Origin of the sequence: Pontibacter anaerobius (genome assembly GCF_026241195.1) — a bacterium.
GTDB lineage: Bacteria > Bacteroidota > Bacteroidia > Cytophagales > Hymenobacteraceae > Pontibacter > Pontibacter anaerobius.
The window spans coordinates 397,703-423,939 of the sequence record NZ_JAPFQO010000003.1; the positions used below are offsets into that span (position 1 = coordinate 397,703).

Sequence of the window (26,237 nt, forward strand, 5' to 3'; positions counted from 1 at the left end):
TATATGATTAAATGTAAAACCAAACCGTTGCGTGGCGTTTTGCTGACGGGTATTGCACTGATATACAGTACCGGTATATCTCTGGCGCAGTCTGCAGCGCCTCAGACTACGGCCATCCCCCTCGATAATTTGTCCTCCTTCCAGAATCCGGGAAAGAGCTGGCAGGTTGCCGGTGATGTGACAGCCAAACTTGACAAAGAAAACGAGCTGGATGTTAAGGAAGGAACCGGCATTCTGGTGAACGAGCCCAGCAGGAAGAAGAAAGGCGTAGATCTTCTCACCAATTTTGAGCATGGAGACATCGACCTGGAGCTGGACTATATGATGGCTAAGGGCTCTAACTCCGGTATATACCTGCAAGGCCGTTACGAAGTCCAGTTAGAGGATAGCTGGGGCGTGAAAAAGCCTACTTCGGCCAACAACGGTGCGGTGTATGAGCGTTGGGACGAAAGCCGTGCAAATGGCCAAAAAGGTTTTGAAGGTTATGCCCCCCGCCAGAACGTGAGCCGGGCACCCGGCCTGTGGCAGCACCTGAAAGTATCGTTTCAGGCACCTCGCTTTGATGCCAGCGGCAAGAAAGTAGAGAACGCCAAAATCCTGCGTGCTGAACTGAACGGCGTAACCATACATGAGAACGTAGAGCTTTTTGGGCCAACACGCGGTGCCCTAGGAAGTAATGAGGTGGCTATGGGGCCGCTGCGCCTACAGGGCGACCACGGAGCCGTGGCATTCCGCGACATCAAAATAACGAACTATGGCAAGCCGCGCCCTGAGCTTGTTAACCTGAAGTACCAGGTTTTCAAGGGCAAGTACGAGGCGGAGCCTCGGTACGACAGCATCCCGCCAGAGGCCGAGGGCACATCAGTGGCGTTGACCTCAGAAATAAGCCCTTTCCAGAAAGATTTCTTGGTTCGCTATACCGGCACACTGCGTGTAAAGGAGCCGGGAGAGTATACCTTTAACCTGAATACGAACGGTGGCGGAGGGTTGATGCGAATCAACAATAAAGTGGTTGTTCCGATAGAGGGCAGAAACAGGAGAGGCACTGTTACACTACCCGCAGGCGACATGCCGTTCGAGCTGGTTTACTCAAAAGTAGTGGAGTGGGGAAGACCTGCGCTGGGTATTGCCGTGGTAGGCCCTGGTATCCGCGAGTACCTGATCGGAGACCCTGCTGGCGGGGGAAACAACGACTCGCAGGGACCAATTATGGTGGATGCACCGGTAAACACCATACTTCGGAGCTTCATGGACCTGCCTGTTCCGGGCAAAAACGGCAAGAGGAACACCAGAGTGGTGCATGCCGTGAATGTAGGAAGCCCAGACCAGGTGCACTATACTTATGACCTAGACAATGGAAACGTGATACAAGTATGGCGAGGGGGGTTCCTGGATGCCACGCCGATGTGGTATAGCCGAGGCGACGGATCGTCCCGCCCGGTTGGGGCTGTGCAGCATTTCGGCCAGCCAGCCTTTACACTGGCTAAGCTTGCCAATCCGGAGGCAGCCTGGGTAGCAGACACGGCAGGTACAGGATTTCGTGCTGAGGGGTACGATTTAGACAAGGCTGATCAGCCTACTTTCAGCTACCAGGTATATGGTACAAATGTGCAGGATGCCATCAGGGTAGTGGAAGGTGGCAAAGGCTTTAGCCGTGAACTAACGGTGCAAAACCCTGCAGAAAACCTGTACGCACGCCTGGCGGCAGGTAGCAGCATCGAGGCCCTATCGAAAAATATGTACCTGATAGACGGCAAGTCCTATTATGTCAGGATAGACGATGACGGCGGACAAAAGCCTGTAGTGCGAGATGCTAACGGCCAGAAAGAGCTGATTGTGCCAATGCGCAACAAGCTACGCTATACTATCATTTTCTAATATCAGACTGCTTTTACTCATGAACTATACAGATAGAAAATCATACAGGAAGGCCATATCCAGTTTCTTGCTGACGGCCGCCACTATTGCAGGTTTCAGTGCGCCGGCCCTGGCGCAGGAATCTCCTATGGAGGAGGATTACTTCAGGATTATGGGCGTTAGCTCTCCGGAAGGCGCGTTGCTGGAAGTGGGAGGCCTTACGGTGCTGCCATCAGGGGACCTGGGCATTTCCACACGCCGCGGAGATGTTTACATTGTGGAGAACCCGACAAGCCAGCGGCCATACTTCCGTAAGTTTGCCACCGGCCTGCACGAGATCCTTGGCTTGGCTTATAAGGATGGCGCGCTGTACGCTGCCCAACGCGGAGAGCTTACGAAACTGGTTGACACGGACATGGACGGCAAGGCTGACAAGTATAAAACCGTTTATGCCTGGCCGATTTCGGGGCATTACCATGAGTACAGCTTTGGTCCAAAAATAGCCCCGGACGGTAGCTTTTTTGTTACCGGCAACGTGGCCTTTGGTGATGAGGAATGGTGGCGCGGCGAAAGCCGGGTGCCATGGCGTGGCTGGACGATGAAGATCAGTGAAGACGGCAAAATGGAGCCATGGGCTACAGGCATGCGCTCCCCGGCAGGGCCAGGTGTTATTGATGGAGAGCTGTTTTATACAGACAACCAGGGAGATTGGATGGGCTCAGGCGGGCTTTGGCACGTAACGAAGGGATCATTTACTGGGCACCCTGCAGGCTTGCGCTGGAGCAACATGCCAAACTCACCGGTTAAAACGACGGAGGAGCAACTATTCGCGCAAGTGGACCAACGCAAGGTAAGGGGGGAGAACGGACGATACATCAAGCCAGAGAACGTGGTAGATGAAGAGTTCAAGATGCTTTACGAGGTTAAAGAGGCTATTCCTGAACTGCGCCTGCCGGCCGTGTGGTTGCCTCATGGTATACTAGGGGTATCTAACTCAGAGCCGATTAAGATTCCGGAAGAGAACTTCGGTCCATTTGGCGGACAGGTATTGGTAGGTGACCAGGGCATGAGCCTTATTTCACGTGTGTTCCTGGAGAAAGTGAATGGAGAGTTTCAGGGAGCTGCCTTCCTGTTCCGGACCGGTTTTCAGTCGGGTGTGCTCCGCATGGCCTGGGCCAAAGATGGCTCCCTGTTTGTAGGGGAGACAAATCGTGGATGGGGCTCGGCTGGTGATGCCAACCAGGGACTGCAACGCCTGGTATGGAACAACAGAGTCCCATTCGAAATGAGAGCGGTGCGTGCTATGCCGGATGGGTTTGAAATTGAGTTTACCAAACCTGTTGATAAGAAATCTGCAGAGAACCCAGAGTCTTACAGTGTGTCGAGCTTCATTTACAAATACCACCCGGTTTACGGAAGCCCTCCTGTGAACACAGAAGAGTGTACTGTAAAGGGAGTCAAAGTATCGGAAGATGGAATGAAGGCCCGTATAGTGGTGGATAATCTGCGCCGCTATTATATCCACAACATCACCCTTGGCGGAGTACGGGAGCGGGACAATTCCCACTCACTGGTGCACCCCACAGCATACTACACGCTGAACAACATCCCGGAAGGGCAGAAGCTGTCACTAAGTGAACTGAGCACCAAAAGCACTGCTGCGGCAACTACGAAGAAAGCAACTGGGGCAAAAAAAGCTACAACTTCAAAAAGAGCCGCTACGGCTAAGCCTGCTACGAAAAAAGCAACTGCCAGCGCTACTGCTAAATCTGCCGCACCAACATACAACGAGGTGAAGGGCTTGCTGGCAAAGTATACTTGCCTTGCCTGCCATACCACAGATAAACGTCAGGTTGGCCCGGCTTATGTGGATGTGGCTAAACGCGGTTACACACCGGAAAAAATTGTGGAGCTGATCCATAACCCGGAGCCTGAGAACTGGCCGGATTATGCCACGGAAATGCCACCTATGCCACAGGTGCCGAAGGAGGATGCCCTCAAGATCGCCAAATGGATCAACTCGCTTGCCCCAGCCGGCAAAGGTGCTTCTAAATAAATAGGGCCTCGGCTACTTTGTTTGCCTAATTTCTGGTTATGTGTGCTGCTTTTTCAAATTGAAAAGCAGCACACATAACCTTCATGCGGCTGCAGGTCGATACCTCTTAACTGACTTTACGCCGCTTTAAATGCATCCCTTCATTAAACTATCAGCATCAATGAAAAGAATTTATACGCTGCTGGCGCTTTTGGCTACAGCCCTTTTTGCATATGCATGTGCCTCTGGAACAGGCGGTAGCTCCTCCAAAGCCGAAAACGCGTTAACCCGTAAAGAAAAGGCTGATGGATGGGTGCTGCTTTTCGACGGAAAGAGCATGGAGCACTGGAGAGGCTTCAAAAAAGATGCCGTGCCGGCCGCGTGGCAAATTGAGGATGGAGCCATTGCGCTTGTAGGCAAAGGAGGGGGAGACATCGTGACCAAAGAAGAGTACCAGGACTTTGAACTGATGCTGGACTGGAAGATCTCGGAAGGAGGAAACAGCGGGATCTTTTTCAATGTATCGGAAGAGCCTAAATTCAGATATACTTTTCAGACGGGGCCGGAGATGCAGATTATAGACGACGAAAGGCATCCGGATGCCAAGCAGGGCAAAAACGGAAACCGTAAAGCGGGCACCAATTACGACCTGCACCCTCTCTCAGAGCCTGCCGTGAAGCCTGCTGGGGAGTACAATACAGTCCGCCTCGTAGTGAAGGGCGGAAATGTGGAGCAGTACCTGAACGGGAAAAAGGTGGTGGAGTACGCACTCTGGAGCCCTGAGTGGGAGCACATGGTGCAGGAAAGTAAGTTTGTCAGTATGCCGGACTACGGACGCTACAAGCGCGGCCACATCGCCCTGCAGGACCACGGCGACAAAGTGTGGTTCAAGAACATTAAAATACGTCCACTATAAGCTGTAACAGTATGAGAGTTCTGCTTATCCTTTGTTTTATACTTTGTGTTAACCTGCAGGCGTACGCCCAGAAGAAAAGCGAACCTGCACCGAAAACGCAGCCCGATAGCAAGACATCGGGTAATCCGATATTTCCCGGTTGGTATGCCGATCCGGAAGGCATCATTTTTGGGGATAAGTATTGGGTGTATCCTACTTACTCTGCACCTTATGAACAGCAGGTCTTCATGGACGCATTCTCCTCTCCGGACCTGGTGAACTGGACGAAGCACAACAGTATCATAGACACTGCCAGTGTAAAGTGGGCGCATAAAGCCATGTGGGCTCCCTCTATCATCGAGAAAGACAAAAAATACTACCTGTTCTTCGGGGCAAACGATATACAGAGTAACAGCGAGCTGGGCGGCATAGGAGTAGCCGTGGCTGATAACCCGGAAGGCCCCTTCAAGGACCACCTCGGTAAACCACTCATCGGGCAGTTTCACAACGGAGCCCAGCCTATTGATCAGTTTGTGTTCAAAGACAAGGACGGCCAGCACTACCTGATCTACGGCGGGTGGAGACACTGTAATATAGCCAAGTTAAATGATGACTTCACTGGCTTTGTACCTTTCGAAGACGGCACTACCTTCAGGGAAATAACCCCGGAAGGGTATGTGGAGGGGCCGTTCATGTTCCGTAAAAATGGGAAGTATTATTTCATGTGGTCGGAAGGCGGATGGGGCGGACCTAATTACCGGGTGGCTTATGCCATCAGTGATTCGCCTTTAGGGCCGTTCAAACGTGTGGATACCATTCTGAAGCAGGACCCAGCGGTTGCAACCGGAGCCGGACACCACTCTGTGATTCATAATGCAACTCAAGGTCAGTGGTTTATCGTCTACCACAGAAGGCCGCTGGGTGAGACTGATGCCAACCATAGGGTTACTTGCATCGATAAAATGGAATTCGACTCAAAAGGATTTATTAAGCCTGTGAAGATTACTACGACAGGTGTGCCGAGCCTTCAATTGAAGTAGGTCGCCCCTGCAAAGCCTTTTACCCTTTCAAAGCACCTGTAGTTTAATGTAATAGCATGGTATACCTCCATGCTATTACTCTTTCACCATCCTTGTCAGGTGTTAAGTTGCATACCACTTTCAAACTTATATGCAACCTAAATGCCGCCTATGCCACAGGTGCCTAAAGAAGACGCCCTTTAAATTGCCAAATGGATCAATTCACTTGCTCCTGCCAGTAAAGGTGCTTCTAAATAGGTAGGGCAGGGGCACATTCTGTTTTTTATAAAAATGCATGCTGCAAGCCTGAGATGGAGGAGAACACACTTTTACTTATCAAATGCTTCTGTTGAAGGTGTTTATATTTAGTCCTTTCGGTTTTCTCAGCGCCTCTGTAGCTTATCCTTCTGTTCTATACAGGTTTTAGGGATTTAATATTTAAATACCGCTTTACTTTCTTCTATGGCTCATACTTCACTTATGGATACTTTCCAGTTCTGTGATTATAACAGCTTTAGCTAATTGTTGGCTTAACATAAGGTGTATTGCTGCCTCTGTGATTGATTACTTACTTTAAATAGAAATAAAAGAATAGAATAATTTTGCATATATAAATACATTAATTAATTTAACTCGTAGAAGAACAAGGACATCCAAAGCAATGGCTGCATAGCTCCATAATTCAGGGATGTTTATTAGGTATATTTCTTTTTTAGGAAGTCTGATTAATCACTTTTGTGTACTTGCAGCAAGGGTGGTTACATAAGATATATGAGTTGCTGGGTTAAGCCAATGGAGTTTTAGATCTGGTGGTAGCCGATAGCAAAATTATAAAGCTTCAAGGTTTTGCTAAAACGTTTTAGTATGCCTTTGTTTTTATCTTATAAGAAAATAAAATCCTATGAAACACCACTTTACAGGTTTGTTGAATGGTAGCAGTGTAAAGCAAAAGGGGCGGGTTTTCTGTACCGGGCTGCTTTCCTTTACAATGTGTGCGGGCATGACCGTCACACAAAGCTACGCAGCTGAAAAAAATCAGCTTAACACGCTCTCTTCGGCTCTTGTCCCTGCTAGCGGGGCAAGCACTTTTTCCAAGTATGATGTTCCGGTAAGGGGTACTGTAAAGGATGAAGATGGCACACCTTTACCGGGAGTAACAGTTCTTCTAAAAGGCACAAGCAGAGGCACCTCCACAAATGCGGATGGTAGTTTTTCCCTGAATGTGCCGGATGAGCAGCGAAATGGCACACTGGTTTTCTCTTTCATAGGTTTTGCAACACAGGAGGTTGCAATTACTGGGCAGGAGGTGATTGATGTAACCCTAGCTACTGACACCAAGGCGCTGGAAGAGGTGGTAGTGACAGGGTATGGCACCCAACGGAAATCAGATGTAACAGGCTCTGTAGGTGTTGTAAACTCAGACGAGTTGCTGAAAGCACCCGTTACAAACGCCCTTCAGGGATTGCAGGGGAAAATAGCTGGTGTAAACGTGAAGCTGAACTCCGGCTCGCCAACAAGTAGCCCCCGAGTCGTAATCCGGGGTGTCGGGACGATCAATTCATCAACCAGCCCGCTGTATGTAGTGGATGGTGTGGTAATGGAGGATATCCAGTTCCTCAACCCGAATGATATAGAAAGTATAGAGGTGCTGAAAGATGCATCTTCCACGGCTATATATGGAGCGCGCGGAGCCAACGGTGTGATCTTGGTGACTACCAGAAGAGGGGCGCTGACAGAGGGCGTTGAGGTAGGGTATGATGGCTTTGTAAGCGTTGGCAAACTCCGTAAAAAAATGGATTTGCTAAATGCGGAGGAGTGGCTGCAGGTAGTAGAGACTGGTATGGCAAATACTCCGAAATACCGACCTTCCGTAAACCCAGTCTTTACAAAGTCTGACCCAAATCTGTTTGATGCTAATGGCAACCCGCTGTACGATACAGACTGGCAGGAAGAAGCCACCCGCACCGCAGTATCGCACAACCACCAGCTTTCTTTACAAACAAAAGGTGATAAATCTTCTTTCGGCACGTTCCTGAACTACGCCAGGATGGAAGGTATTATGCTGAACAGTTGGCTGGAGCGTGTGAACGGTAAAGTTGCGTATGACGCGAATCCTAAAAAATGGCTCTCGGCAGGTGTAAACCTTCTGGTGAATTACACCAATGAAAATGAGGCTGAAGAGGGTGGAGGACATCAGATGCCTCGCCGAACTATGATCGAGATGCCTCCTATCTTTCCGGTTAAATTCCCGGATGGCACCTGGAGCAACAGTAGCCTGATCAGTGATGCCTATAATCTGGAGGGTATGGCCAACCCTGTGCACGTACTCCAAACCCAGGACCGCTTGAGGGAGCGCACGCAGTACTTTGGTAACACCTACCTTACCTTCCACCTTTTACCTGGCTTGGACCTGAGAACCCAATTCGGTTTCGACAAGCATAACAGGAGTTTCAAAGAGTATTACCCAACAGATCTGCTGAACATATCATCGCCTCTGGGAAGAGCATACCTGGCTGATGAGCAGGTAACATACTGGCAGGAGGAAACTTTCCTATCCTATAACAAGGAGATGGGTGACCACAGGATCAACTCGGTTCTGGGCCTTAGCTGGCAGGAGCGCACAGTAGAGTTCAACTCTGCCGAAGCGAGAGGATTTGCGGATGATTTCTTTCGGTTTAATAACATAGGGGCTGCCAGCCAGCCGGGTGCACCGCAGTCCGGTTATGACAACTGGGCCATGAACTCATACTTTCTGCGTGGGGGCTATGCTTTCAAAGACAAGTATTTGCTAACGCTGACAGGCAGGGTAGACGGGTCATCCCGCTTTGGAGAGAATAACAAGTATGGCTTCTTCCCATCACTGGGTGTTGGTTGGGTTGTCTCTAACGAGCCCTTTCTTCAGAATGTCAGCAGCTTAGATCAACTAAAGCTAAGAAGTAGCTATGGCGTTACGGGTAACACGGAGATACCAACCTACCAGTCGCTGGCAACAGTCTCTTCCGGTACTGTGCTGATCGGGGGGGAGCGACAAACGGCGAGTTATGCCAACAGGATGCCAAACCCTAACCTGCAGTGGGAAAGAACAAAGACGTTTGACATCGGCATCGATTCACGCTTCTTCAATAACAGGGTTGCGTTTGAATTTGATTACTACTATAAGTTAACAACCGATCTGCTGCTCGACAGGCCTATCCCTCATTCAACAGGTTTCTCCTCTGTAAGAGACAACATCGGTTCAGTGTCTAACCGTGGTATCGAGACCATGCTAACCACAACCAATATCGATAACAGTGACTTCAGATGGGAGTCTACCCTGAACTTCAACTACAATAAGAACAGGATTGAGAAACTCGGAGAGAACGACGAAGACATTGAGCCAGGCCCTTGGTGGGTGTCTGGTAGCCAAACCATCCTTCGCGTTGGCGAGCCGGTTAGCTCTTTCTGGGGCTATGAACGCCTGGGCGTTTGGGGTACAGATGAGGCGGATGAAGCAGCAAAAGTTGGTGCCGTGCCTGGAGAAGCGAAGCGTGCTAAGGAAAAGTCCATACTTGGCAAAGGCCTGCCAGATTGGACAGGCAGCTTCATCAACAACTTCAGGTATAAAAACTTTGACCTGACTGTTGACCTGCAGTTTGTTTACGGTGTGGATATCTTACAGCAGTTCTACCACTCAACCGAGGATCGCTCCGGTATCGCAAATGGCCTTCGTACTATCCTGACGGAAGGGTGGACGCCTGAGAACCAGAACACCATGGTGCAGGAAATCCGCAACCAGGCCTATGCAGGTCAGAATAGTGAGATTGACAGCCGCTGGGTGGCAGACGGTTCATACATACGTGGCAACCTGATCTCACTCGGCTACAACTTTGACAATACCTTCCTGCCAGCTCTGAACCTGAAAGCATTAAGGGTATATGCCAGCGTACAAAACGCGTTTGTCGTTCACTCAGATGATTTCCAGGGTTACGACCCGGAAGCAAGCTCTTGGGGAGGTAACCAATGGGGTCAGAATATCTTCTTCTTCCAGTACCCTAGACCTAGAACATACACATTGGGTTTAAATGTAAAATTCTAAACGATTCAAATGAGAAGAGATATGAAAAAGACAAGTCTAATGATATTGTTGGCAGGGATGATGTGCTTTTCCTGTGAAGATTTTCTGGATGAGGTGCCAAGGGACGAACTAAGCGCCAATCAGAATTTTACATTGCCAGCCCATGCCTATAACGCGGTAAACTCCCTGTACAGAAACGGAGCGCCACAGTTATTCGATGGCGGCGTGTACGGTGGAGCCGAAGCCATCCTGGGCAACTATATGTCCGGCTTCTTCGACAACGAATATAAGGGGCAGGAGGTGCATGTACAGCACGCTCAGCAACTGACGCTCAACGGCAATAACCTGAATGGTTACTTGGGAGGCATCTGGGACGATTTGTACCGAGGTATTTCCAGGGCTAACAATGCTATCAAGTATATCCCTACCACACCGGGGCTTACAGAAGAAGAGAGCAATCGGCTAGCTGCAGAAGCCAGATTCTTCAGGGCTTATGCTTACTTCTACCTGGTAAGAATGTTCGGAGAGGTGCCTGTGATAACAGAGCCATACGAATCGCTTGACAATCTGTATGTGGAGAGAAACTCAGTTAAAGAGGTGTATAACCTGATTGAGGAGGACCTGAAATTTGCGGTTAACCAAGGTGGCCTTGCGGAGATATCCATGGCTAACAACGGGAACCGCATTACGAAAGGTGCCGCCGCCACGCTGTTGGCAGACGTTTACCTGACCATGAGCGGGTACCCGCTGCAGGAAAACAGGTATGCAGATGCAGCCGCTATGGCAGAAACCGTGATCAACAGCGGAGCCTACAGCTTAACGCAGCATGACATGGCTGGCGGCAATGTGGTGATGGAGAACAGTGCCTACAACAAGATTCGTAAGAGCGATGCTGCGGCAAATGAGTATGTACTTTTCCATGAGTATGCAGTAGGTATTTCGAACAACTCTTACCCGCAGTGGTCTTACCCTGTATCAATGGCGCAGCATGTAGCTTATGCCCTTACCAACGGTGCATACCAGCCGGTAGATGCCTTCTTGTGGGGATATGACACCGAGAATGACCTGAGAGCACAGGAGAAGCAGTATTTCCATACTACCTTAACCCTGGACAACGGAACCGTTCAGACATTTGAGCCAACCCCATACATTTGGCACGATGACAACGCCATGTTTGAGACTGCCAGCTCTGGTAAAGATGTGGTGATGTACAGCTACTCAGATGTACTGCTGACAGCAGCCGAGGCGATAGCTAAATCACAGGGTGTAACAGCAGACGCTGTTAACTACCTAGCCCAGGTTAAAGGCCGTGCTTACTGGAAGCAGGATATGAACCAGATCAGAACCGAACTAGCCTCTTTGTCAGCGGATGAGTTTGTAGAAGAGGTTTGGGAAGAACGGTACAGAGAACTGGTATTCGAGTTCCGCCTGTGGTTCGATATGGTTAGAACCAGAAAGTACCCTGAAACATCAGCAAGCAATCCGGGCGAAATAAACTTTGTGGAACTGGTAGGCCATGCCAACACCTGGAACAAAGTATTTGAAGAGAAACACTTGCTGTTCCCGATCCCTGAAGCGGAAAGACAGAGAAACCCAAGTTTGGGGGCACAGAACCCAGGCTATTAATCGCTTTCAAGTATAAAAATTACTGACTTAGCAATCTGGCGATGCTATTGCCAGATTGGTATAAAAGGCCTTTACAGGCTGCCTATTAGCTTTACTTAACCTTAGGGGCCTGTGTCAGGAATACCTGAACAGCCTCTAAGGTTATATGTCTACTGAATGCTTTTAAAGCAACTATTGATTTCAGAGGGCTACTTCACCCTTGTATAAAGATTTTTATGGAAGACTTCCAGGTTAAAAAGAAAGTAAAAAAGTATGATGCTGTCATCGTTGGCTCAGGGGCGGGCGGCGGCATGGCTGCCTATGTTTTAGCCAATGCAGGTTTAAAAGTATGTTTGCTCGAGGCGGGCGCTATGTATGATCCAGCTACCGACTCAGCGCAGCTAAAGAATCCCTGGGAATCCCCTCGAAGAGGTGCCAGCACTAAGTTCAGGCCTTTCGGTGATTTTGACGGATGCTACTGGGGATGGGAAATAGACGGCGAGCCTTACACAAAGGCGGAAGGAACCGAGTGGGACTGGTGGCGCGCCCGCATGTTGGGAGGAAGAACCAACCACTGGGGCCGCATCTCGCTGCGTTTCGGACCGAAGGACTTTAAGCACAAAAGTATAGATGGGCTGGGGGAAGACTGGCCTATCGGGTATGAGGACGTAAAGCCATACTATGATAAGGTAGACCGTTTGATCGGGGTGTTTGGCACCAACGAAGGGTTGGAGGATGAGCCGGATGGTATTTTCCTGCCCCCGCCGTTGCCTCGCCTGCACGAACTGATGATCAAGAAAGCAGCCACGGGAATCGGCATTCCTGTTATACCATCCCGCTTGTCCGTACTTACCAAGAAGATAAACGATGAGCGGGGCCAGTGCTTCTACTGTGCCCAGTGCGGCCGAAGCTGTAAAGCCTACGCAGACTTCTCCTCTTCTTCCTGTTTGGTGAAACCAGCCGTGGCAACCGGTAACGTGGATGTTATTCCGCATGCGATGGCGCGTGAGGTACTAACCAACGCAGAGGGTACAGCAACGGGTGTGTCGTATGTAGACACGCTGGACATGCTGGACTACCAGGTAGACGGCAGAGTGGTGATACTGGCTGCCAGTGCCTGTGAAAGCGCGCGACTGCTGCTCAACTCGGTATCCCAGCGCCACCCGAACGGCCTGGCGAACTCCAGCGACGTGGTTGGTAAATACCTGCACGATTCGACAGGAGCTGCCGTGGGGGGCGTGCTTCCGCAGCTGATGGGCCGCAAGCGCTATAACGAGGATGGTGTTGGCGGTATGCACGTTTACACGCCGTGGTGGCTGGATAACAAAAAACTCGATTTCCCGAGAGGGTACCACATAGAGTACTGGGGAGGTATGCAGCAACCGGCCTACGGGTTTGGCTGGGGCATAGAGAACCTGAATGGGAAAATGCAGGTACATGGCAAAACGAAGGAAGCCGGCGGCTACGGTAAGTCCCTGAAAGACGACTATCGTTTTATGTACGGGGCAAGCGTGGGGATGGCCGGCCGTGGGGAAGCCATCGCTTTCGAGAGTAACTACTGCGAGATCGACCCCAATGTGGTGGATAAGTATGGCATTCCGGTTTTGCGGTTTAATGTGAAGTACTCCGACTACGAGATCAACCAGGCCAAGCATATGAACGAAACGTTCAAGGAGATCATGCATGAAATGGGGGCCGTCATTACGTGGGGTGGCGATGCCGGGCCGCACAACAACTGGGGGCTGGAGAATCCGGGCAAGATTATTCATGAGGCAGGTACTGTGCGCATGGGCAACGATCCAAAAAAATCTGCTCTGAACAAGTATAGCCAGGCGCATGACTGTAAAAACCTGTTCTGTGTAGACGGAGGCCAGTTCGTGTCGCAGGGAGACAAAAACATCACCTGGACCATAATGGCGCTTTCGATGCGGGCATCTGAGTACATTGTAGATCAAATGAAAAAGCAAAACCTCTAGCCCTGCTTTTGAGGTAAAAATTATACTTATATGGACAGAAGAGAATCTTTCAAAGCCATTGTGCTGGGCACTGTTTCTTCAGTGTTGCTCCTGGAGTCCTGCGACACCAAAACCGATGAGCAGGTTGTGCAAGTCATCGATAAGCCTGATGCTTCCGCCACGGATGGGCGTATGCCGGAGGAGGTTGCGCGCCTGAAGGAGATCAAGTCTAAAACTTTCTTCACCGAGCAGGAAATGGCTACCATCACAGTGCTTTCTGATATCATCATTCCGGAAGACGAGGTAAGTGGAAGCGCGTCTGAAGCCGGAGTGCCTGACTTTATAGAGTTCATCGTGAAAGACAAGCCGGAGTTACAGACACCAATGCGCAGTGGACTTAAGTGGTTGGATATACAGTGCCTGAACCGCTTTGAAAAACCATTTAAAGACTGTAAGCAAAGGCAGCAACTGGAAATGGTGGATGCCGTAGCTTACCCTGAAAAGGCAAAACCTGAGATGAAGAAAGGCGTGTCGTTCTTTAACCTGATGCGCAACCTGACGGCAACCGGCTTCTTTACCTCTGAAATGGGTGTGAAAGACCTGGACTACCAGGGAAACCGCCCGAACCAATGGAAGGGAGTGCCTGAGGATGTATTAAAGCAGTACAAGTTGGCTTATACAGAAAAAGAGTTGAGGGAATGCGTGACCTTTGACCGCACTGCATAACCTGGTTTTCATAAAAAGGTAAGAATCGCGGACAGATAAAATAAAGCACCAGATGACATCTAAACTCGTAATGATAGTCCTGTTAGCAGGTAGTTTTTTTATGGCACAGGCACAGCAAAAAGCAAAACCGGAAGATACGGAAGTATGGGAGCCCGTACCCGAAGTTGTAAAGCCCGGGCAAGTAAATATAGAGGCTCCGGCCGATGCAGTTTTCCTGTTCAATGGCGAGAACCTGGATCAATGGGTGTCTACTAATGACAGGTCCAAGTCTGCTGGTTGGGCAGTATCGAATGGGGTGATGACTGTAAACAAACAGGCAGGCAACATCGAGACGAAGGAGGCTTTTAAAGACTACCAGCTGCACATTGAGTGGCGTATTCCGGAAAACATCAACCTGGAGGGGCAGTCGCGGGGGAACAGCGGTATTTTCCTGGCCTCCACAGGCAAAGGCGATGCCGGTTACGAGCTGCAGTTGCTGGACTCCTATAACAACAAGACCTATGTGAACGGGATGGCAGGAAGTATATACAAGCAGTTTGTTCCGTTGGCAAACCCGGCCAGGAAACCCGGCGAGTGGCAGAGCTACGATATATTCTGGAAAGCGCCAGAATTTGAAGCGGATGGTTCGCTGAAATCTCCTGCGCGGGTAACGGTGCTGTTTAACGGCGTGCTGGTGCAAAACAATGTAGAGTTGTTGGGGCCTACGCAGTATATCGGTAAGCCATCCTATAAAAAGCATGGTGCAGCCCCCATAAAGTTGCAGGCGCATGGCGATAAGAGCGAGCCTATCAGCTTCCGTAATATCTGGATAAGAGAGCTGTAGCAATTCTCTCCGGCCAGTTGCCAGGGAGTACGATCCCTGTAAAATTAAACCTGAGTTATTGATAGATTGGTTGATTAGTAATAGTTTAAGGTGAATTTGCTGATGATCCTGGTACCAGTAATGGAATCAGGATCATTATGCTTTCTTTAGCCTGTGAAACAAACTAATTTATACTTTGGCAGCCCGCCGTAAACTTACTCTGCTCCGGATAGGTGGGACTAGGCTGGCTATACTTTGGGAAATGATATAAAGTATAAAATTCGTGGAGCAGGGCCCGGTTTTTAAGTAATAGCGATGAAGCTTACCCACTGAGCTTCTACCTTCCGGAGAACAGAGTAAAGCTTTGCTGTCCCATTTCCGTGAACCATAAAAGCTACTGATGAAGAAGTATAGTTTACTGTTAGCCGCCGCCTTGGCGAGTACCTTCCTTTCCTGTTCAACGAGCAGTACCAACACTGCAGTGCAGGCTGTTGCCCCGCCACAACCTGTGCTTCCCGTTCCTTCAGAGGCACAAATGGCCTGGCACGAGATGGAGATGAATGCCTTTATCCACTTCACAACCAACACCTTTACGGACCTGGAATGGGGCTACGGAGATGAGAGTCCGGCTATTTTCAACCCCTCTCAGTTGGATGCGGAGCAATGGGTGCGCACACTCAAGGGTGCCGGTTTTAAAGGAGTTATCCTTACCTGTAAGCACCACGATGGCTTTGCGCTTTGGCCTAGCAAGTATACGGAGCATTCCGTGAAGAACAGCCCCTACAAAGACGGAGAGGGAGACGTGGTGAAAGAGGTAGCGGATGCCTGCCAGAAGTATGGGATGAAGTTCGGCGTGTACCTCTCGCCCTGGGACAGGAACCGTGCGGATTACGGAAATCCCTCCTACATAGCATACTATAGAAATCAACTCGAAGAAATATTTACCTCCTACGGGCCTTTTTTTGAGATGTGGTTTGATGGAGCCAATGGCGGAGACGGTTACTACGGCGGCACCCGTGAAACCCGCAGAATAGACCGTGCTACGTACTACAATTGGCCTGCCACCCTACGTATGGTAGATCAGTTGCAGCCTAGCCCCGAGGTGTTGTTTTTCAGTGATGCAGGGCCTGATATACGCTGGGTCGGAAACGAGAAAGGCTTTGTCGGGGAAACGAACTGGAACACCATCAGCAACGATACGCTGTACGCAGGCAAGGCTGGCATCGAAGACCTCTTGAACACAGGTTCGGCAGACGGCGACAAATGGATTCCGGGAGAGGTAGACGTTTCGATCCGGCCAGGCTGGTTTTACCACGCCAAAGAAGACTCGCTGGTAAAGACGCCTGAGAAGCTGTTCGAGATATACCTGACCTCTGTCGGCCGCGGCTCCACACTACTCCTGAACGTGCCGCCAGACAAACGCGGGCTCATCCATGAAAACGACGTAGAAGCCTTGAAAGGGTGGAGGCAATTATTGGATGAAGCGTTTAAGACGAACCTGGCAGCGAAGGCAAAAGTCAAGGCCGATACCTTTCGCGGAAAAGCAGCAGCATACGCAGGAGCAAACGTGACAGATGGCGATAAAGAAACCTACTGGGCAACAGACGATGGAGTAACTTCGGGTACTCTGGAGCTAGATTTAGGCAAAGTACAGCTCGTAAAATATGTGCTGCTGCAGGAATACATAAAACTAGGGCAACGGGTGAAATCATTCACAGTGGATGTATGGCAGGACAATGCCTGGAAACCTGTGGCTGATGCAACCACCATTGGTTACAAGCGAATCCTTAAACTCGAGCAGCCTTCTGCCACAGATAAAATCCGCATCAATTTCACGGATGCCAGGGCAAACCCGGTCATCTCAAATATAGAAGTATATTAGGGAAGTGAATCGCAAAGTATAAATAGCCAAACCGGGTGGATTAATTGTTTATCAAGGTATGTAAAGGACGCCCGGTAAACGATTGGCCTCGGAAAACGACACAAGTATAAAAACTGGGGCCACGACTACGTTGCCCTAATCCATAAAGTATAAAACATGAGCACCAGACGTAAATTTATTAAGTTATCTGCCTTGGGCGCGACCTTTATGAGCGGAGGGTTCCAGTTTGCAAGCGCCTTTGGCGGTTCGCTAAAGACTGCCAAAAGCAACAAGCCCGTCGTGATCTCCACCTGGGAGCACGGCATCCCGGCCAACGCGGCGGCCTGGAAAATCCTCTCCGGAAAAGGCAGTGCCCTGGATGCCGTGGAGGCCGGGGTGCGGGTGCCGGAGGCCGATCCTGAGGTGCGTACCGTAGGCTATGGCGGCTTCCCGGACAGGGAAGGTAAAGTCACCCTGGACGCCTGCATTATGGACAAGGACAGCAATTGTGGTTCCGTGGCCTTTCTGCAACACATAAAGCACCCGATATCGGTGGCCCGCAAGGTGATGGAGGATACCCCGCACGTGATGCTGGTAGGGGAGGGTGCCCTGCAGTTCGCCGTGGAGAAGGGTTTTAAGAAAGAAAATCTGTTAACGCCCGCCTCGGAAAAGGATTGGCAGAACTGGCTGAAAGAGTCCAAGTATAAACCGGTCATCAACATCGAGAACCACGACACCATCGGCCTGCTGGCGCTGGATGCCAACGGAGACCTGGCCGGCGCCTGCACCACCAGCGGTGCCGCTTACAAAATGCACGGCCGCGTGGGCGATTCCCCGATCATTGGGGCTGGTTTGTTTGTGGATAACGAGGTGGGGGCCGCTACGGCCACGGGCCTGGGCGAGGCCGTGATTCGTATGGTGGGCAGCCACCTGGTGGTGGAACTCATGCGCCAGGGCAACTCGCCCGAGGACGCCTGCCGCCTGGCCGTGGAGCGCATCATATCGAAACAAAAAGACGTGAAGGACCTGCAGGTGGGCTTTATTGCGCTCAACAAGAACGGCGAGTATGGCGGTTACTGCATTCACAAGGGCTTTAACTATGCTGTACAGGAAAAAGCTGGCGTGAAGCTGATTGATGGAAAGAGTAAGTTCTAACCCGGTGCCGGTGCTGGAGGTCTGCATCGATTCTGTGGCCTCGGCCTTGGCTGCTGAGCAGGGCGGGGCCCAGCGGGTGGAACTCTGCGACTACCTGGCCGGCGGCGGCACCACGCCCAGCGCCGGCATGATCGGAGTGGTCCGGCAAAGTATAAACATTGGCCTGCACGTGCTCATACGCCCACGGCGCGGTGACTTTTTATATTCGGCTGCCGAATTCGAGATCATGAAGCGCGACATCAGGGTATGCCGTGAATTAGAAGTGGACGGGGTGGTGATCGGTGCCTTGACCAAAGGCGGAAGTATAGACATGGCTGGCACGCAGGCGCTGATCGAAGCCGCGGGAAGTATGAGCATCACCTTCCACCGTGCCTTCGACCTGGTGGCAGACCCGCACAAAGCACTGGGCGATTTGCTGCAACTGAACGTGCACCGCCTGCTCACCTCTGGCCAGCAGGAAACGGCGCTGCAGGGTGCCGACCTGATCCGGGAACTGAACGTACGGGCGGCGGGCAAGCTCATCATCATGCCCGGCGGTGGCGTAACGCCAAACAATGTACAGGAACTGGTCACCAGAACCGGGGTGCGGGAAGTACACGCTTCGCTCCGGAAATCAGTGGATAGCGGGATGCTTTTCCGCAAAGACTACCCGCCCATGTCCGGCAATCGGGTGCTTTCGGAGTTCGAGCAACTGGTGGCCGATGCAGAGCAGGTAACGGCTATGCGTGCAGCTTTTAAAGTATAACTGTTACGGTTAGCTGAGATGGATTATGGGGAGATGCACAATGAGCGTTTTTGCGAGCAACCTTGATGCCTTGGGTATAAGCGTGTTACTAACATTTTGCTGATCAAAATATCATACATGCCAGAAGCCTGCAAGCGGAAATGCTTGCAGGCTTTTTTGGTCGCGGGCGATGTTGGCTTTGCATGGCAGCACAGAGGTGGCAGTTTCTTTTTATGACACATAAAGCTGCGCTAAGCACCGTTTCATTCGATTTAATCGTAATTTCATGCTCCCTATACTTTGTGCCGATGCTTGAGTAGAGGTAGCATTTGTGTTGATCATACTTACCATATTCATGAAAAGAACCACCTTCAAGTCAAGTATACTTTTCACCCTTATGGCCTTGGGTGCCTGCCAGTCGCAGAAGCCTGCGGCCGAGGTTGGCAGAAGCGCCATCTGGCAGTCGGAAGCTTACACTATCTACCCTGACAGCGTGGTGCAGGGGGAATTTGTGGCGCGCGTACTGTCGCCCACAGAGCTGACCTCAAACTACAAGAGCCCGGCTAACGCCTTCCAAAGCCCACGCGTTACGTTCAAGTTCGCCATCAACGGCCGCGACAACGAGATGAAGTCCGGCACCGACCACCACTTCAACTGCCTCGGCGGCGACTGCCAGACCCCTGTCATCACTTTCGGGCAGCAGTTTAACGACTCAACCCAGGTGCCCAACGATGTATACCTGGCACCCAACACCGAGATGACGGTGCGCCTGGACATGCGCCCGGTGCTGGAGGCTTTCGAGAAGCAGGGGTTTTATACTTCGGCCACGGGAGATAAGATCTATAAAGAGGATTTCAAGGGCGTATACATTGCAGGTAACACCGCGCCACTGAGCTGGGACTTCGACAACCTGGGCGGAAAAAAGGAGGCGGAACTGCAGGACCCGGACGGTAACGGCATCTACGAGATCACCCTCACGCTCAACTCCCCAAAGGATGACAAATCTACCGCCACCCGTTGGGAGCTGACAAAAGATGTGGCCGCCTTCCCGCAGTATACTTCCACTTACCCGGTTAGCGATGCGCTGTACAACCTGGCGCTGGAGGAGATGGTAAATGCCGTGGAGCCAGACAGCACCTTCCGGACGGGCAAAGAGTGGGCTGGCGTCTGGACCCGTGATATCAGCTACAGCATTATCCTGAGTATGGCGCAGCTGCAGCCTAAAGTTTCTAAGTATAGTCTGATGCGCAAGGTGAAGGATGGCCGTATTGTGCAGGACACCGGCACGGGGGGGGCTTACCCTGTCTCCACGGACCGCATGGTTTGGGCCGTGGCTGCCTGGGAGGTTTACAAAGCAGCCGGCGACGAGCAGTGGCTGCGCGATACCTACGCCATCATCAAAAAATCCCTGGAGGAGGATTACTTGAACGCCTACGATTCTGAAACAGGCATGGTGCGCGGCGAATCATCGTTCCTGGACTGGCGCGAGCAGACCTACCCGCTCTGGATGCAGCCCGCCGATATTTATGAGTCTGAGAACCTGGGCACGAACGCCGTGCATTACCAAGCGAACCTGGTGGCCGCAAAGATGGCGGAACTACTGAACGACAAGGAGGCCATCGCTCAGTTTGAGCAGGTAGCCCAGGGTATAAAGGAGGGTATAAACAAGCTGCTGTGGCAGGAGGAGAAAGGCTATTACGGGCAGTACCTGTATGGGCGCAACTATGCCGTGCTGTCGCCGAAGGCAGAGGCTTTGGGCGAGGCGCTGAGCGTGCTGTACGGCGTGGCGGATACCGACCGTAGCAAGACCATTGTGGCTAGCACGCCCGTAACCGATTACGGCATTCCGAGCATTTACCCACAGATACCCGGCATCCCGCCCTACCATAACAATGGCATCTGGCCTTTTGTGCAAGCCTATTGGAGCCTGGCGGCGGCCAAGGCCGGCAACGAAGAAGCCCTCACCGAAAGCATCAGTGCCATCTACCGCCCGGCTGCCCTGTTCCTGACTAACAAGGAGAATTTTGTGGCTAGCAACGGCGACTACGCCGGCACGCAGATAAACTCCAGCAACATGCTCTGGAGCCTGGCCGGTAACCTGAGTATGGTGTACAAAGTGTTCTTTGGGATGAACTTTGAGGCCGATAAAATCGTGCTGAAGCCGTTTGTGCCGAAGGCCTTCGGCGGAGACCGCAAACTGACCAACTACAAGTATAGAAATGCGGTGTTGAACTTTGAGATGAGCGGCTATGGCAACGAGATCAAGTCGATCACCATGGATGGCAAGCCGCTGGAGAACGCTGAGATACCGGCAAGTATAACCGGCGAGCACAACATCAAGATTGAATTGGCAAACAAAGAGGCAGGAGGGGAGAGCAACCATACCGTGGATTATACTGCGCCAGACATGCCAAGGGTAAGCTATACTCCCAGCAAGCTCAGCTGGCCAACCGTGGAGGGTGCCATGGCTTACCAGGTGCTGAGAAACGGGGAGGAACTGGAGAAAACGGAGAGCACCAGCCTACAGGTAGATGCCAATGGCTACGCCGAGTATATGGTAATGGCAGTGGATGGGAACGGGGTAACCTCTTTTGGCAGCGAGCCCGTGGCAGTGGTGCCCGACAAGTATAAACTGGTGTACGAGCTGGAGAAATCTGCCCCCAAGGCCAGGCTGCCGTACCGAGATTTCTCCGGCACCGGCTTCGTGGAGATCAGCAAGAAACAGAACATAAGTATAAAAGTAAGCATCACCGTGGCAGAGGATGGTGTGTACGCCATCGATTTCCGCTACGCCAACGGCAACGGCCCGATCAACACTCAGAATAAAGCAGCCATCCGTACGCTTAAGAAAGACGGCGAGTTTGCAGGTACTATCGTGCTGCCGCAGCGTGGCACGGATGAGTGGAACAACTGGGGCTTCACCAACACCGTGGAAGTGCCGCTGCAGAAGGGTAGCCATACCTTCACGCTCTCTTTTGAGCCGCACAACGAGAACATGAACGGCGAGGTGAACCAGGCTATGGTGGATTACATGCGCGTGGTTAAGATCAGGTAGCCTTACAAAGTATAAACAGGAATCAGGAGCGCCTGCAGCCTAGCGGTTGCAGGCGCTTTCGTTTTTATACTTTAGGGTAACAAATTGAGCAGCTTTTAGGGTTTATCGGGACAAGCTTATCTTAAAACCTATAGGTTATACAAATACCTTTCTTAACCTGAGCAGCTTTTGCATTAGGCGAAAAGCCTGTATTTTATAGTTTAGCCAAATGTATCCCCTTAAAGTAAATAAAGGATTGACTAGTTGTTTGTTGCCTGTTTTTTTGTTTGATTAGTGGTATATTATACAAAGTCAATATAGAAGCTGTTTTTTTACATACTACAGGGTTTCTGTTCGGAGGTTGTTTTGTAGGTAGTGTGTTGTAATTCAATATTTTGTGGTTTTTTTATTTAAATTGCTAAAATGATTTAGCATAATGGTATGGGGAGGCTTGTGCTGAAAGTGTGGAGTTGTTTTAAGGTAATGGCAGATTAAAGCCTGCTATCAACGGAAGAGGCAAGGGATCATATTTGTGTGATAAAGTAAAATCAGCACAGTTTGGCGTCCGGAGTTGGATGTAGGCATTGATCGAGTGCTAACAGGCAGAGGCTGCACTTACATGGAATGTTGCAGGAGTGAATCAACTGAAAGTAATAGCCGGAATGGCTGGCTTATCAAAGTTGTGTAACATGATAGTTTGGGTGAAAATGTCCCATCAAGCAATCAGGCGCTTTTGATTGAGCTTTTTTACTTCTCATGAGAACACCAAAGTACTTTTTTATGAAAGCTGTACAGGACCTTGGCTGGCGCATCGAACCGATTACCTGTCGCATAAGTCTGACATCAGTTCTGCCGTGTACTGGTGCCGGACTTAGCCGCACGCCCATTTCCTCTGCGTTCTAAGTATAAACCGAAAGCCATCTGAAATCAGAATAAGACCAACTATATTATTGAGGAAACAAATGAAAAAAGTATACCTTCTGTTAACAGCCACTTTTCTTTTAAACTTTAGCACGGCGGATGCTCAGAATAAGGAATGGCGTATTGTTGAGGGGAAAATCACTTCCCCATGGGCCGAGAAAGTAGATCCATCTAACCCACTTCCGACGTATCCCCGCCCCCAGCTGGTGCGGGAAAACTGGCAGAACCTAAACGGCTTGTGGGACTATGCCATTACCCCCAGGTCTGAGCAGGAAAGCCTGCCTTCGGCCTTTGAAGGCAAAATCCTGGTGCCTTACCCTGTCGAGTCAGCCCTTTCAGGGGTAGGGAAAAATGTTGGAAAAGACAAAGAGCTATGGTATAAAAGAACGGTAAACATCCCATCCAAAATCAGGCGACATCGTGTGTTGCTCCACTTTGGCGCTGTAGACTGGCTTTGCCAGGTATATGTGAACGGAAAGAAAGTCGGCACGCACCAGGGGGGCTATGATCCTTTCTCCTTTGACATCACTACTGCCCTGAAGCGTGGCAGTAATCAGGAGATCGCCATTAGGGTGTGGGATCCTACAAACGAGGGCCCGCAGCCGCGCGGCAAGCAAGTCAACAAGCCGGAGGGTATCTGGTACACGCCCGTAACAGGTATATGGCAGACGGTGTGGGTAGAGGGGGTGCCCCAGACGTATATCGCAGAGACAAAGAATACACCGGATATTGATAAACAGACCCTTACTTTAGTAGCAGAGGTAGCAAACCAGCAGACAGGCGATAGATTAAGGGTTTCAGCCTGGGACGGTAAGACAAAAGTTGCTGAGCGGGAAGTAAGCGCTGGTGCAGAGGCCGTCCTGGAGATTAAGAACCCTAAGCTCTGGGGGCCGGGCAATCCGCACCTCTACGATCTGCGTGTGACCTTGGTGCGAGAAGGCAAAGTACTCGACGAAGTGGACAGCTATTTTGCCATGCGCAAGATTAGTATAGCTCCGGACGCATACGGCACACAGCGCATGATGCTTAACAATAAGTTTGTGTTCCAGTACGGCCCGCTGGACCAGGGTTGGTGGCCGGATGGGCTTTACACAGCCCCTACCGAAGAAGCCCTGCTTTTCGATATTGAAAAGACAAAAGAGATGGGCTTTAACATGATCCGCAAGCACGTGAAAGTGGAGCCTGCTATTTGGTATGCACACTGCGATAAAGTAGGCCTGCTGGTGTGGCAGGACATGCCTAGCGGCGATATGGGCAACAGGTGGGAGCCACGCCCAGGGGTAACGGGGCGCGGCACGGAGAAGGACCGGACCGGGGAATCGGAGAACATCTTCCGCCAAGAGTGGACAGAGATCATGGATGACCTGTACAACTTCCCGAGCATTGTGGTTTGGGTGCCGTTCAACGAAGCCTGGGGGCAGTTTAAAACCGTGGAGATTACCAACTGGACGATGCAGCATGACCCTACACGCCTCGTGAACAGTGCCAGCGGCGGAAACTTCTATCCCGTAGGGCATATCATTGACCTGCACAACTATCCTGATCCGGCCATGCCCCGACCAGAGCTTTTCGGCGCCAAGCAAGCCATTGTGCTGGGAGAGTTTGGAGGCCTGGGCTTGCCTGTACCAGGTCATACTTGGCAGCAGAAAGATAACTGGGGCTATCAGACCTTCAAGAATGCAGATGAGCTCTTCGAACGCTACAAAGAGTTCACCCAAACGCTGGAGCGGTTAATTGAGGAAGGCCTGTCGGCAGCCATTTACACCCAGACAACCGACGTGGAGGTCGAAACCAATGGCCTGATGACCTATGATCGTAAAGTGATAAAAGTTCCTGCCGAAAAGCTCCGGGAAGTACACGAGAAGCTCTACAATAATACTTTAGTGGAGATGGAAGCTGCTAGCTCAAGATAAGACAGGCTGTGCAGGCACGCCTATCACAGCTGGAAGGGTAGCCTGTTAGGTACCTATTTTCAAAGGCCTTTACTGTGAGTGTATTGGTTAGTTGTGGAAGGGCGGCAACCTAGTCCCCTTGCTACAGGTCAAGGGTTGGGTTGCCGCTTCAACCTTAAAAAACACTGTCTGTAAGCATGTTGCCAGGGCATAGTTTCCTAGCCTATTAATTTACACTAGGCTTGCTATGCGGCGGGCCGGTCAGGCGGACAGAGCCTGTGTGCCGGAGGGGGCTGCCGAATGTCGCTATACAATTAGGATAGCCTTGAACGCAGGGGGCTCTCTAGTGAATTTAACTTGTACATACATGACCATGTCTTAATGTATTTTCATCTATATGAAGAGAAGCAAAATAAACAAAAGGTTAGTGCTATTAGCGCTGGCAGGAGGCCTTGGCGCCGGTAGCCTTGCAGGCTGCTCTAATCCGGAAGGGAACGAGGAGCCCAATGAGCTTACCGCTACAAAAGACCAACAGCAAGGTATGGATATCAGGCAAGTGCCCTTCGGTACGACAAAAGAAGGCAAGGAGACCACGCTTTATACTCTGACCAATGCCAAGGGCATGCAAGTCCAAATCACTGACTACGGCGCCACCGTCACCTCCATTCTCGCGCCCGACCGCGACGGCGAGCTGGGCAACGTGGTGCTGGGCTTCGACAGCTTGGCTGGCTACCAAAGCCCGGAGTACCTGAAAAGCGGTCCGTACTTCGGAGCCATTGTGGGCCGCTACGGTAACCGTATTGCCAAAGGGCGTTTTACCCTGAAGGGGCAGAAGTACAGGCTGGCCACCAACAATGGCGAAAACCACCTGCACGGTGGCACCAAGGGGTTTGATAAAGTAGTGTGGCGGGCCGAGCCGCTGCCTGATCAGAACGCCGTCCGCTTCACTTACGTGAGCCCCGACGGAGAGGAAGGATACCCCGGTACGCTTACCTCAAGTGTCACCTACACGCTTACTGAGGATAACGCTCTTAAAATTGACTACAGCGCCACCACCGACAAGGCGACGCCAGTGAACCTGACGAACCACAGCTACTTCAATCTGGCTGCCGGACAGGCTAGTGACGCGCTGGACCATGTGATCACGCTAAATGCCGACAGGTATACTGTGGTGAATGCTTCGCTTATCCCAACAGGAGAACTGCGGGAGGTTGCGGGTACGGTAATGGACTTCACCGGACCACATGCTATCGGTGAGCGCGTAAAGCAGGTGGAAGGTGGTGGCTACGATCATAACTACGTGCTCAACGGCGAGAACGGCACCATGAAGAAGGCGGCCACTGTGTACGAACCAAACAGCGGCCGCGTGATGGAAGTGTTCACCACGGAGCCCGGCGTTCAGTTCTACTCCGGCAACTTCCTGGACGGCACAATCACCGGCAGTGGCAACAAGACCTACAACAGGCACTACGGCTTTGCCCTGGAAACCCAGCACTTCCCGGATTCACCAAACCAGCCAGATTTTCCATCCACTACATTAGAACCGGGCGAGACCTATGCGTCTACTACTATTTATAAGTTCTCTACTAGAGAAAATGATCAACCTGAGCAGCAGTCACGATAAGGAAGTGAGGCTCTTGCTCAGGCATGATATCATAGTGCCTGGTCTTGCCGGCGGCCATTAACAAGGATGTGACACCGA

The 26,237-nt window shown here is 51.1% G+C and carries 15 protein-coding genes; all 15 read left to right on the forward strand.

Annotation, left to right across the window (positions count from 1 at the left end; translation table 11 throughout):
- Positions 1 to 3: 3 nt before the first annotated feature.
- On the forward strand, positions 4 to 1,878 hold the full coding sequence (locus OO017_RS07265) for a 3-keto-alpha-glucoside-1,2-lyase-like domain-containing protein (RefSeq protein WP_266051797.1): 1,875 nt from the start codon (positions 4 to 6) through the stop codon (positions 1,876 to 1,878).
- 19 nt (positions 1,879 to 1,897) lie between these two features.
- Positions 1,898 to 3,913: a hypothetical protein gene (locus OO017_RS07270; RefSeq protein WP_266051798.1), complete on the forward strand. Its 2,016-nt coding sequence runs from the start codon at positions 1,898 to 1,900 to the stop codon at positions 3,911 to 3,913.
- A 160-nt stretch (positions 3,914 to 4,073) separates the two neighbouring features.
- Positions 4,074 to 4,808: a 3-keto-disaccharide hydrolase gene (locus tag OO017_RS07275; protein ID WP_266051799.1), complete on the forward strand. Its 735-nt coding sequence runs from the start codon at positions 4,074 to 4,076 to the stop codon at positions 4,806 to 4,808.
- An 11-nt stretch (positions 4,809 to 4,819) separates the two neighbouring features.
- Entirely contained in the window at positions 4,820 to 5,827 is a 1,008-nt protein-coding gene (locus OO017_RS07280; RefSeq protein WP_266051800.1) for a glycoside hydrolase family 43 protein, read from the forward strand.
- A gap of 979 nt (positions 5,828 to 6,806) precedes the next feature.
- A complete protein-coding gene (locus tag OO017_RS07285; RefSeq protein WP_266051801.1) occupies positions 6,807 to 9,881 on the forward strand; it encodes a SusC/RagA family TonB-linked outer membrane protein in 3,075 nt (1,024 codons plus the stop codon).
- A gap of 21 nt (positions 9,882 to 9,902) precedes the next feature.
- Complete coding sequence (locus OO017_RS07290) at positions 9,903 to 11,486, forward strand: RagB/SusD family nutrient uptake outer membrane protein (RefSeq protein WP_266051802.1); 1,584 nt, start codon at positions 9,903 to 9,905, stop codon at positions 11,484 to 11,486.
- Between the two features lie 215 nt (positions 11,487 to 11,701).
- Entirely contained in the window at positions 11,702 to 13,441 is a 1,740-nt protein-coding gene (locus tag OO017_RS07295; RefSeq protein WP_266051803.1) for a GMC family oxidoreductase, read from the forward strand.
- 30 nt (positions 13,442 to 13,471) lie between these two features.
- A complete protein-coding gene (locus OO017_RS07300) occupies positions 13,472 to 14,146 on the forward strand; it encodes a gluconate 2-dehydrogenase subunit 3 family protein (protein ID WP_266051804.1) in 675 nt (224 codons plus the stop codon).
- Between the two features lie 70 nt (positions 14,147 to 14,216).
- Positions 14,217 to 14,969 carry a 3-keto-disaccharide hydrolase gene (locus OO017_RS07305; protein WP_266051805.1) on the forward strand — a complete coding sequence of 251 codons (753 nt, stop codon included), beginning with the start codon at positions 14,217 to 14,219 and terminating at the stop codon, positions 14,967 to 14,969.
- A gap of 379 nt (positions 14,970 to 15,348) precedes the next feature.
- Complete coding sequence (locus tag OO017_RS07310; RefSeq protein ID WP_266051806.1) at positions 15,349 to 16,830, forward strand: alpha-L-fucosidase; 1,482 nt, start codon at positions 15,349 to 15,351, stop codon at positions 16,828 to 16,830.
- A gap of 156 nt (positions 16,831 to 16,986) precedes the next feature.
- Positions 16,987 to 17,964, forward strand: coding sequence for an isoaspartyl peptidase/L-asparaginase family protein (locus OO017_RS07315; RefSeq protein WP_266051807.1), 978 nt, complete (start codon positions 16,987 to 16,989; stop codon positions 17,962 to 17,964).
- Positions 17,945 to 18,709, forward strand: a complete 765-nt coding sequence (locus OO017_RS07320) for a copper homeostasis protein CutC (RefSeq protein WP_266051808.1) — start codon at positions 17,945 to 17,947, stop codon at positions 18,707 to 18,709. The genes OO017_RS07315 and OO017_RS07320 overlap by 20 nt, the downstream gene beginning before the upstream one ends.
- 334 nt (positions 18,710 to 19,043) lie before the next feature.
- Complete coding sequence (locus OO017_RS07325; protein ID WP_266051809.1) at positions 19,044 to 21,743, forward strand: alpha-L-rhamnosidase-related protein; 2,700 nt, start codon at positions 19,044 to 19,046, stop codon at positions 21,741 to 21,743.
- A 941-nt stretch (positions 21,744 to 22,684) separates the two neighbouring features.
- Complete coding sequence (locus OO017_RS07330) at positions 22,685 to 24,556, forward strand: glycoside hydrolase family 2 protein (protein WP_266051810.1); 1,872 nt, start codon at positions 22,685 to 22,687, stop codon at positions 24,554 to 24,556.
- A 376-nt stretch (positions 24,557 to 24,932) separates the two neighbouring features.
- Complete coding sequence (locus OO017_RS07335) at positions 24,933 to 26,159, forward strand: aldose epimerase family protein (protein ID WP_439651300.1); 1,227 nt, start codon at positions 24,933 to 24,935, stop codon at positions 26,157 to 26,159.
- Positions 26,160 to 26,237: the final 78 nt, after the last annotated feature.

What these genes read in the sequence shown, in the direction of transcription:
- OO017_RS07320 (WP_266051808.1), top strand. Translation starts at nt 17,945, where the DNA reads ATGGAAAGAGTAAGTTCTAACCCGGTGCCGGTGCTGGAGGTCTGCATC.
- OO017_RS07290 (WP_266051802.1), top strand. Translation starts at nt 9,903, where the DNA reads ATGAAAAAGACAAGTCTAATGATATTGTTGGCAGGGATGATGTGCTTT.
- OO017_RS07310 (WP_266051806.1), top strand. Translation starts at nt 15,349, where the DNA reads ATGAAGAAGTATAGTTTACTGTTAGCCGCCGCCTTGGCGAGTACCTTC.
- OO017_RS07300 (WP_266051804.1), top strand. Translation starts at nt 13,472, where the DNA reads ATGGACAGAAGAGAATCTTTCAAAGCCATTGTGCTGGGCACTGTTTCT.
- OO017_RS07270 (WP_266051798.1), top strand. Translation starts at nt 1,898, where the DNA reads ATGAACTATACAGATAGAAAATCATACAGGAAGGCCATATCCAGTTTC.
- OO017_RS07275 (WP_266051799.1), top strand. Translation starts at nt 4,074, where the DNA reads ATGAAAAGAATTTATACGCTGCTGGCGCTTTTGGCTACAGCCCTTTTT.
- OO017_RS07325 (WP_266051809.1), top strand. Translation starts at nt 19,044, where the DNA reads ATGAAAAGAACCACCTTCAAGTCAAGTATACTTTTCACCCTTATGGCC.
- OO017_RS07330 (WP_266051810.1), top strand. Translation starts at nt 22,685, where the DNA reads ATGAAAAAAGTATACCTTCTGTTAACAGCCACTTTTCTTTTAAACTTT.
- OO017_RS07335 (WP_439651300.1), top strand. Translation starts at nt 24,933, where the DNA reads ATGAAGAGAAGCAAAATAAACAAAAGGTTAGTGCTATTAGCGCTGGCA.
- OO017_RS07280 (WP_266051800.1), top strand. Translation starts at nt 4,820, where the DNA reads ATGAGAGTTCTGCTTATCCTTTGTTTTATACTTTGTGTTAACCTGCAG.
- OO017_RS07295 (WP_266051803.1), top strand. Translation starts at nt 11,702, where the DNA reads ATGGAAGACTTCCAGGTTAAAAAGAAAGTAAAAAAGTATGATGCTGTC.
- OO017_RS07305 (WP_266051805.1), top strand. Translation starts at nt 14,217, where the DNA reads ATGATAGTCCTGTTAGCAGGTAGTTTTTTTATGGCACAGGCACAGCAA.
- OO017_RS07285 (WP_266051801.1), top strand. Translation starts at nt 6,807, where the DNA reads ATGACCGTCACACAAAGCTACGCAGCTGAAAAAAATCAGCTTAACACG.
- OO017_RS07265 (WP_266051797.1), top strand. Translation starts at nt 4, where the DNA reads ATGATTAAATGTAAAACCAAACCGTTGCGTGGCGTTTTGCTGACGGGT.
- OO017_RS07315 (WP_266051807.1), top strand. Translation starts at nt 16,987, where the DNA reads ATGAGCACCAGACGTAAATTTATTAAGTTATCTGCCTTGGGCGCGACC.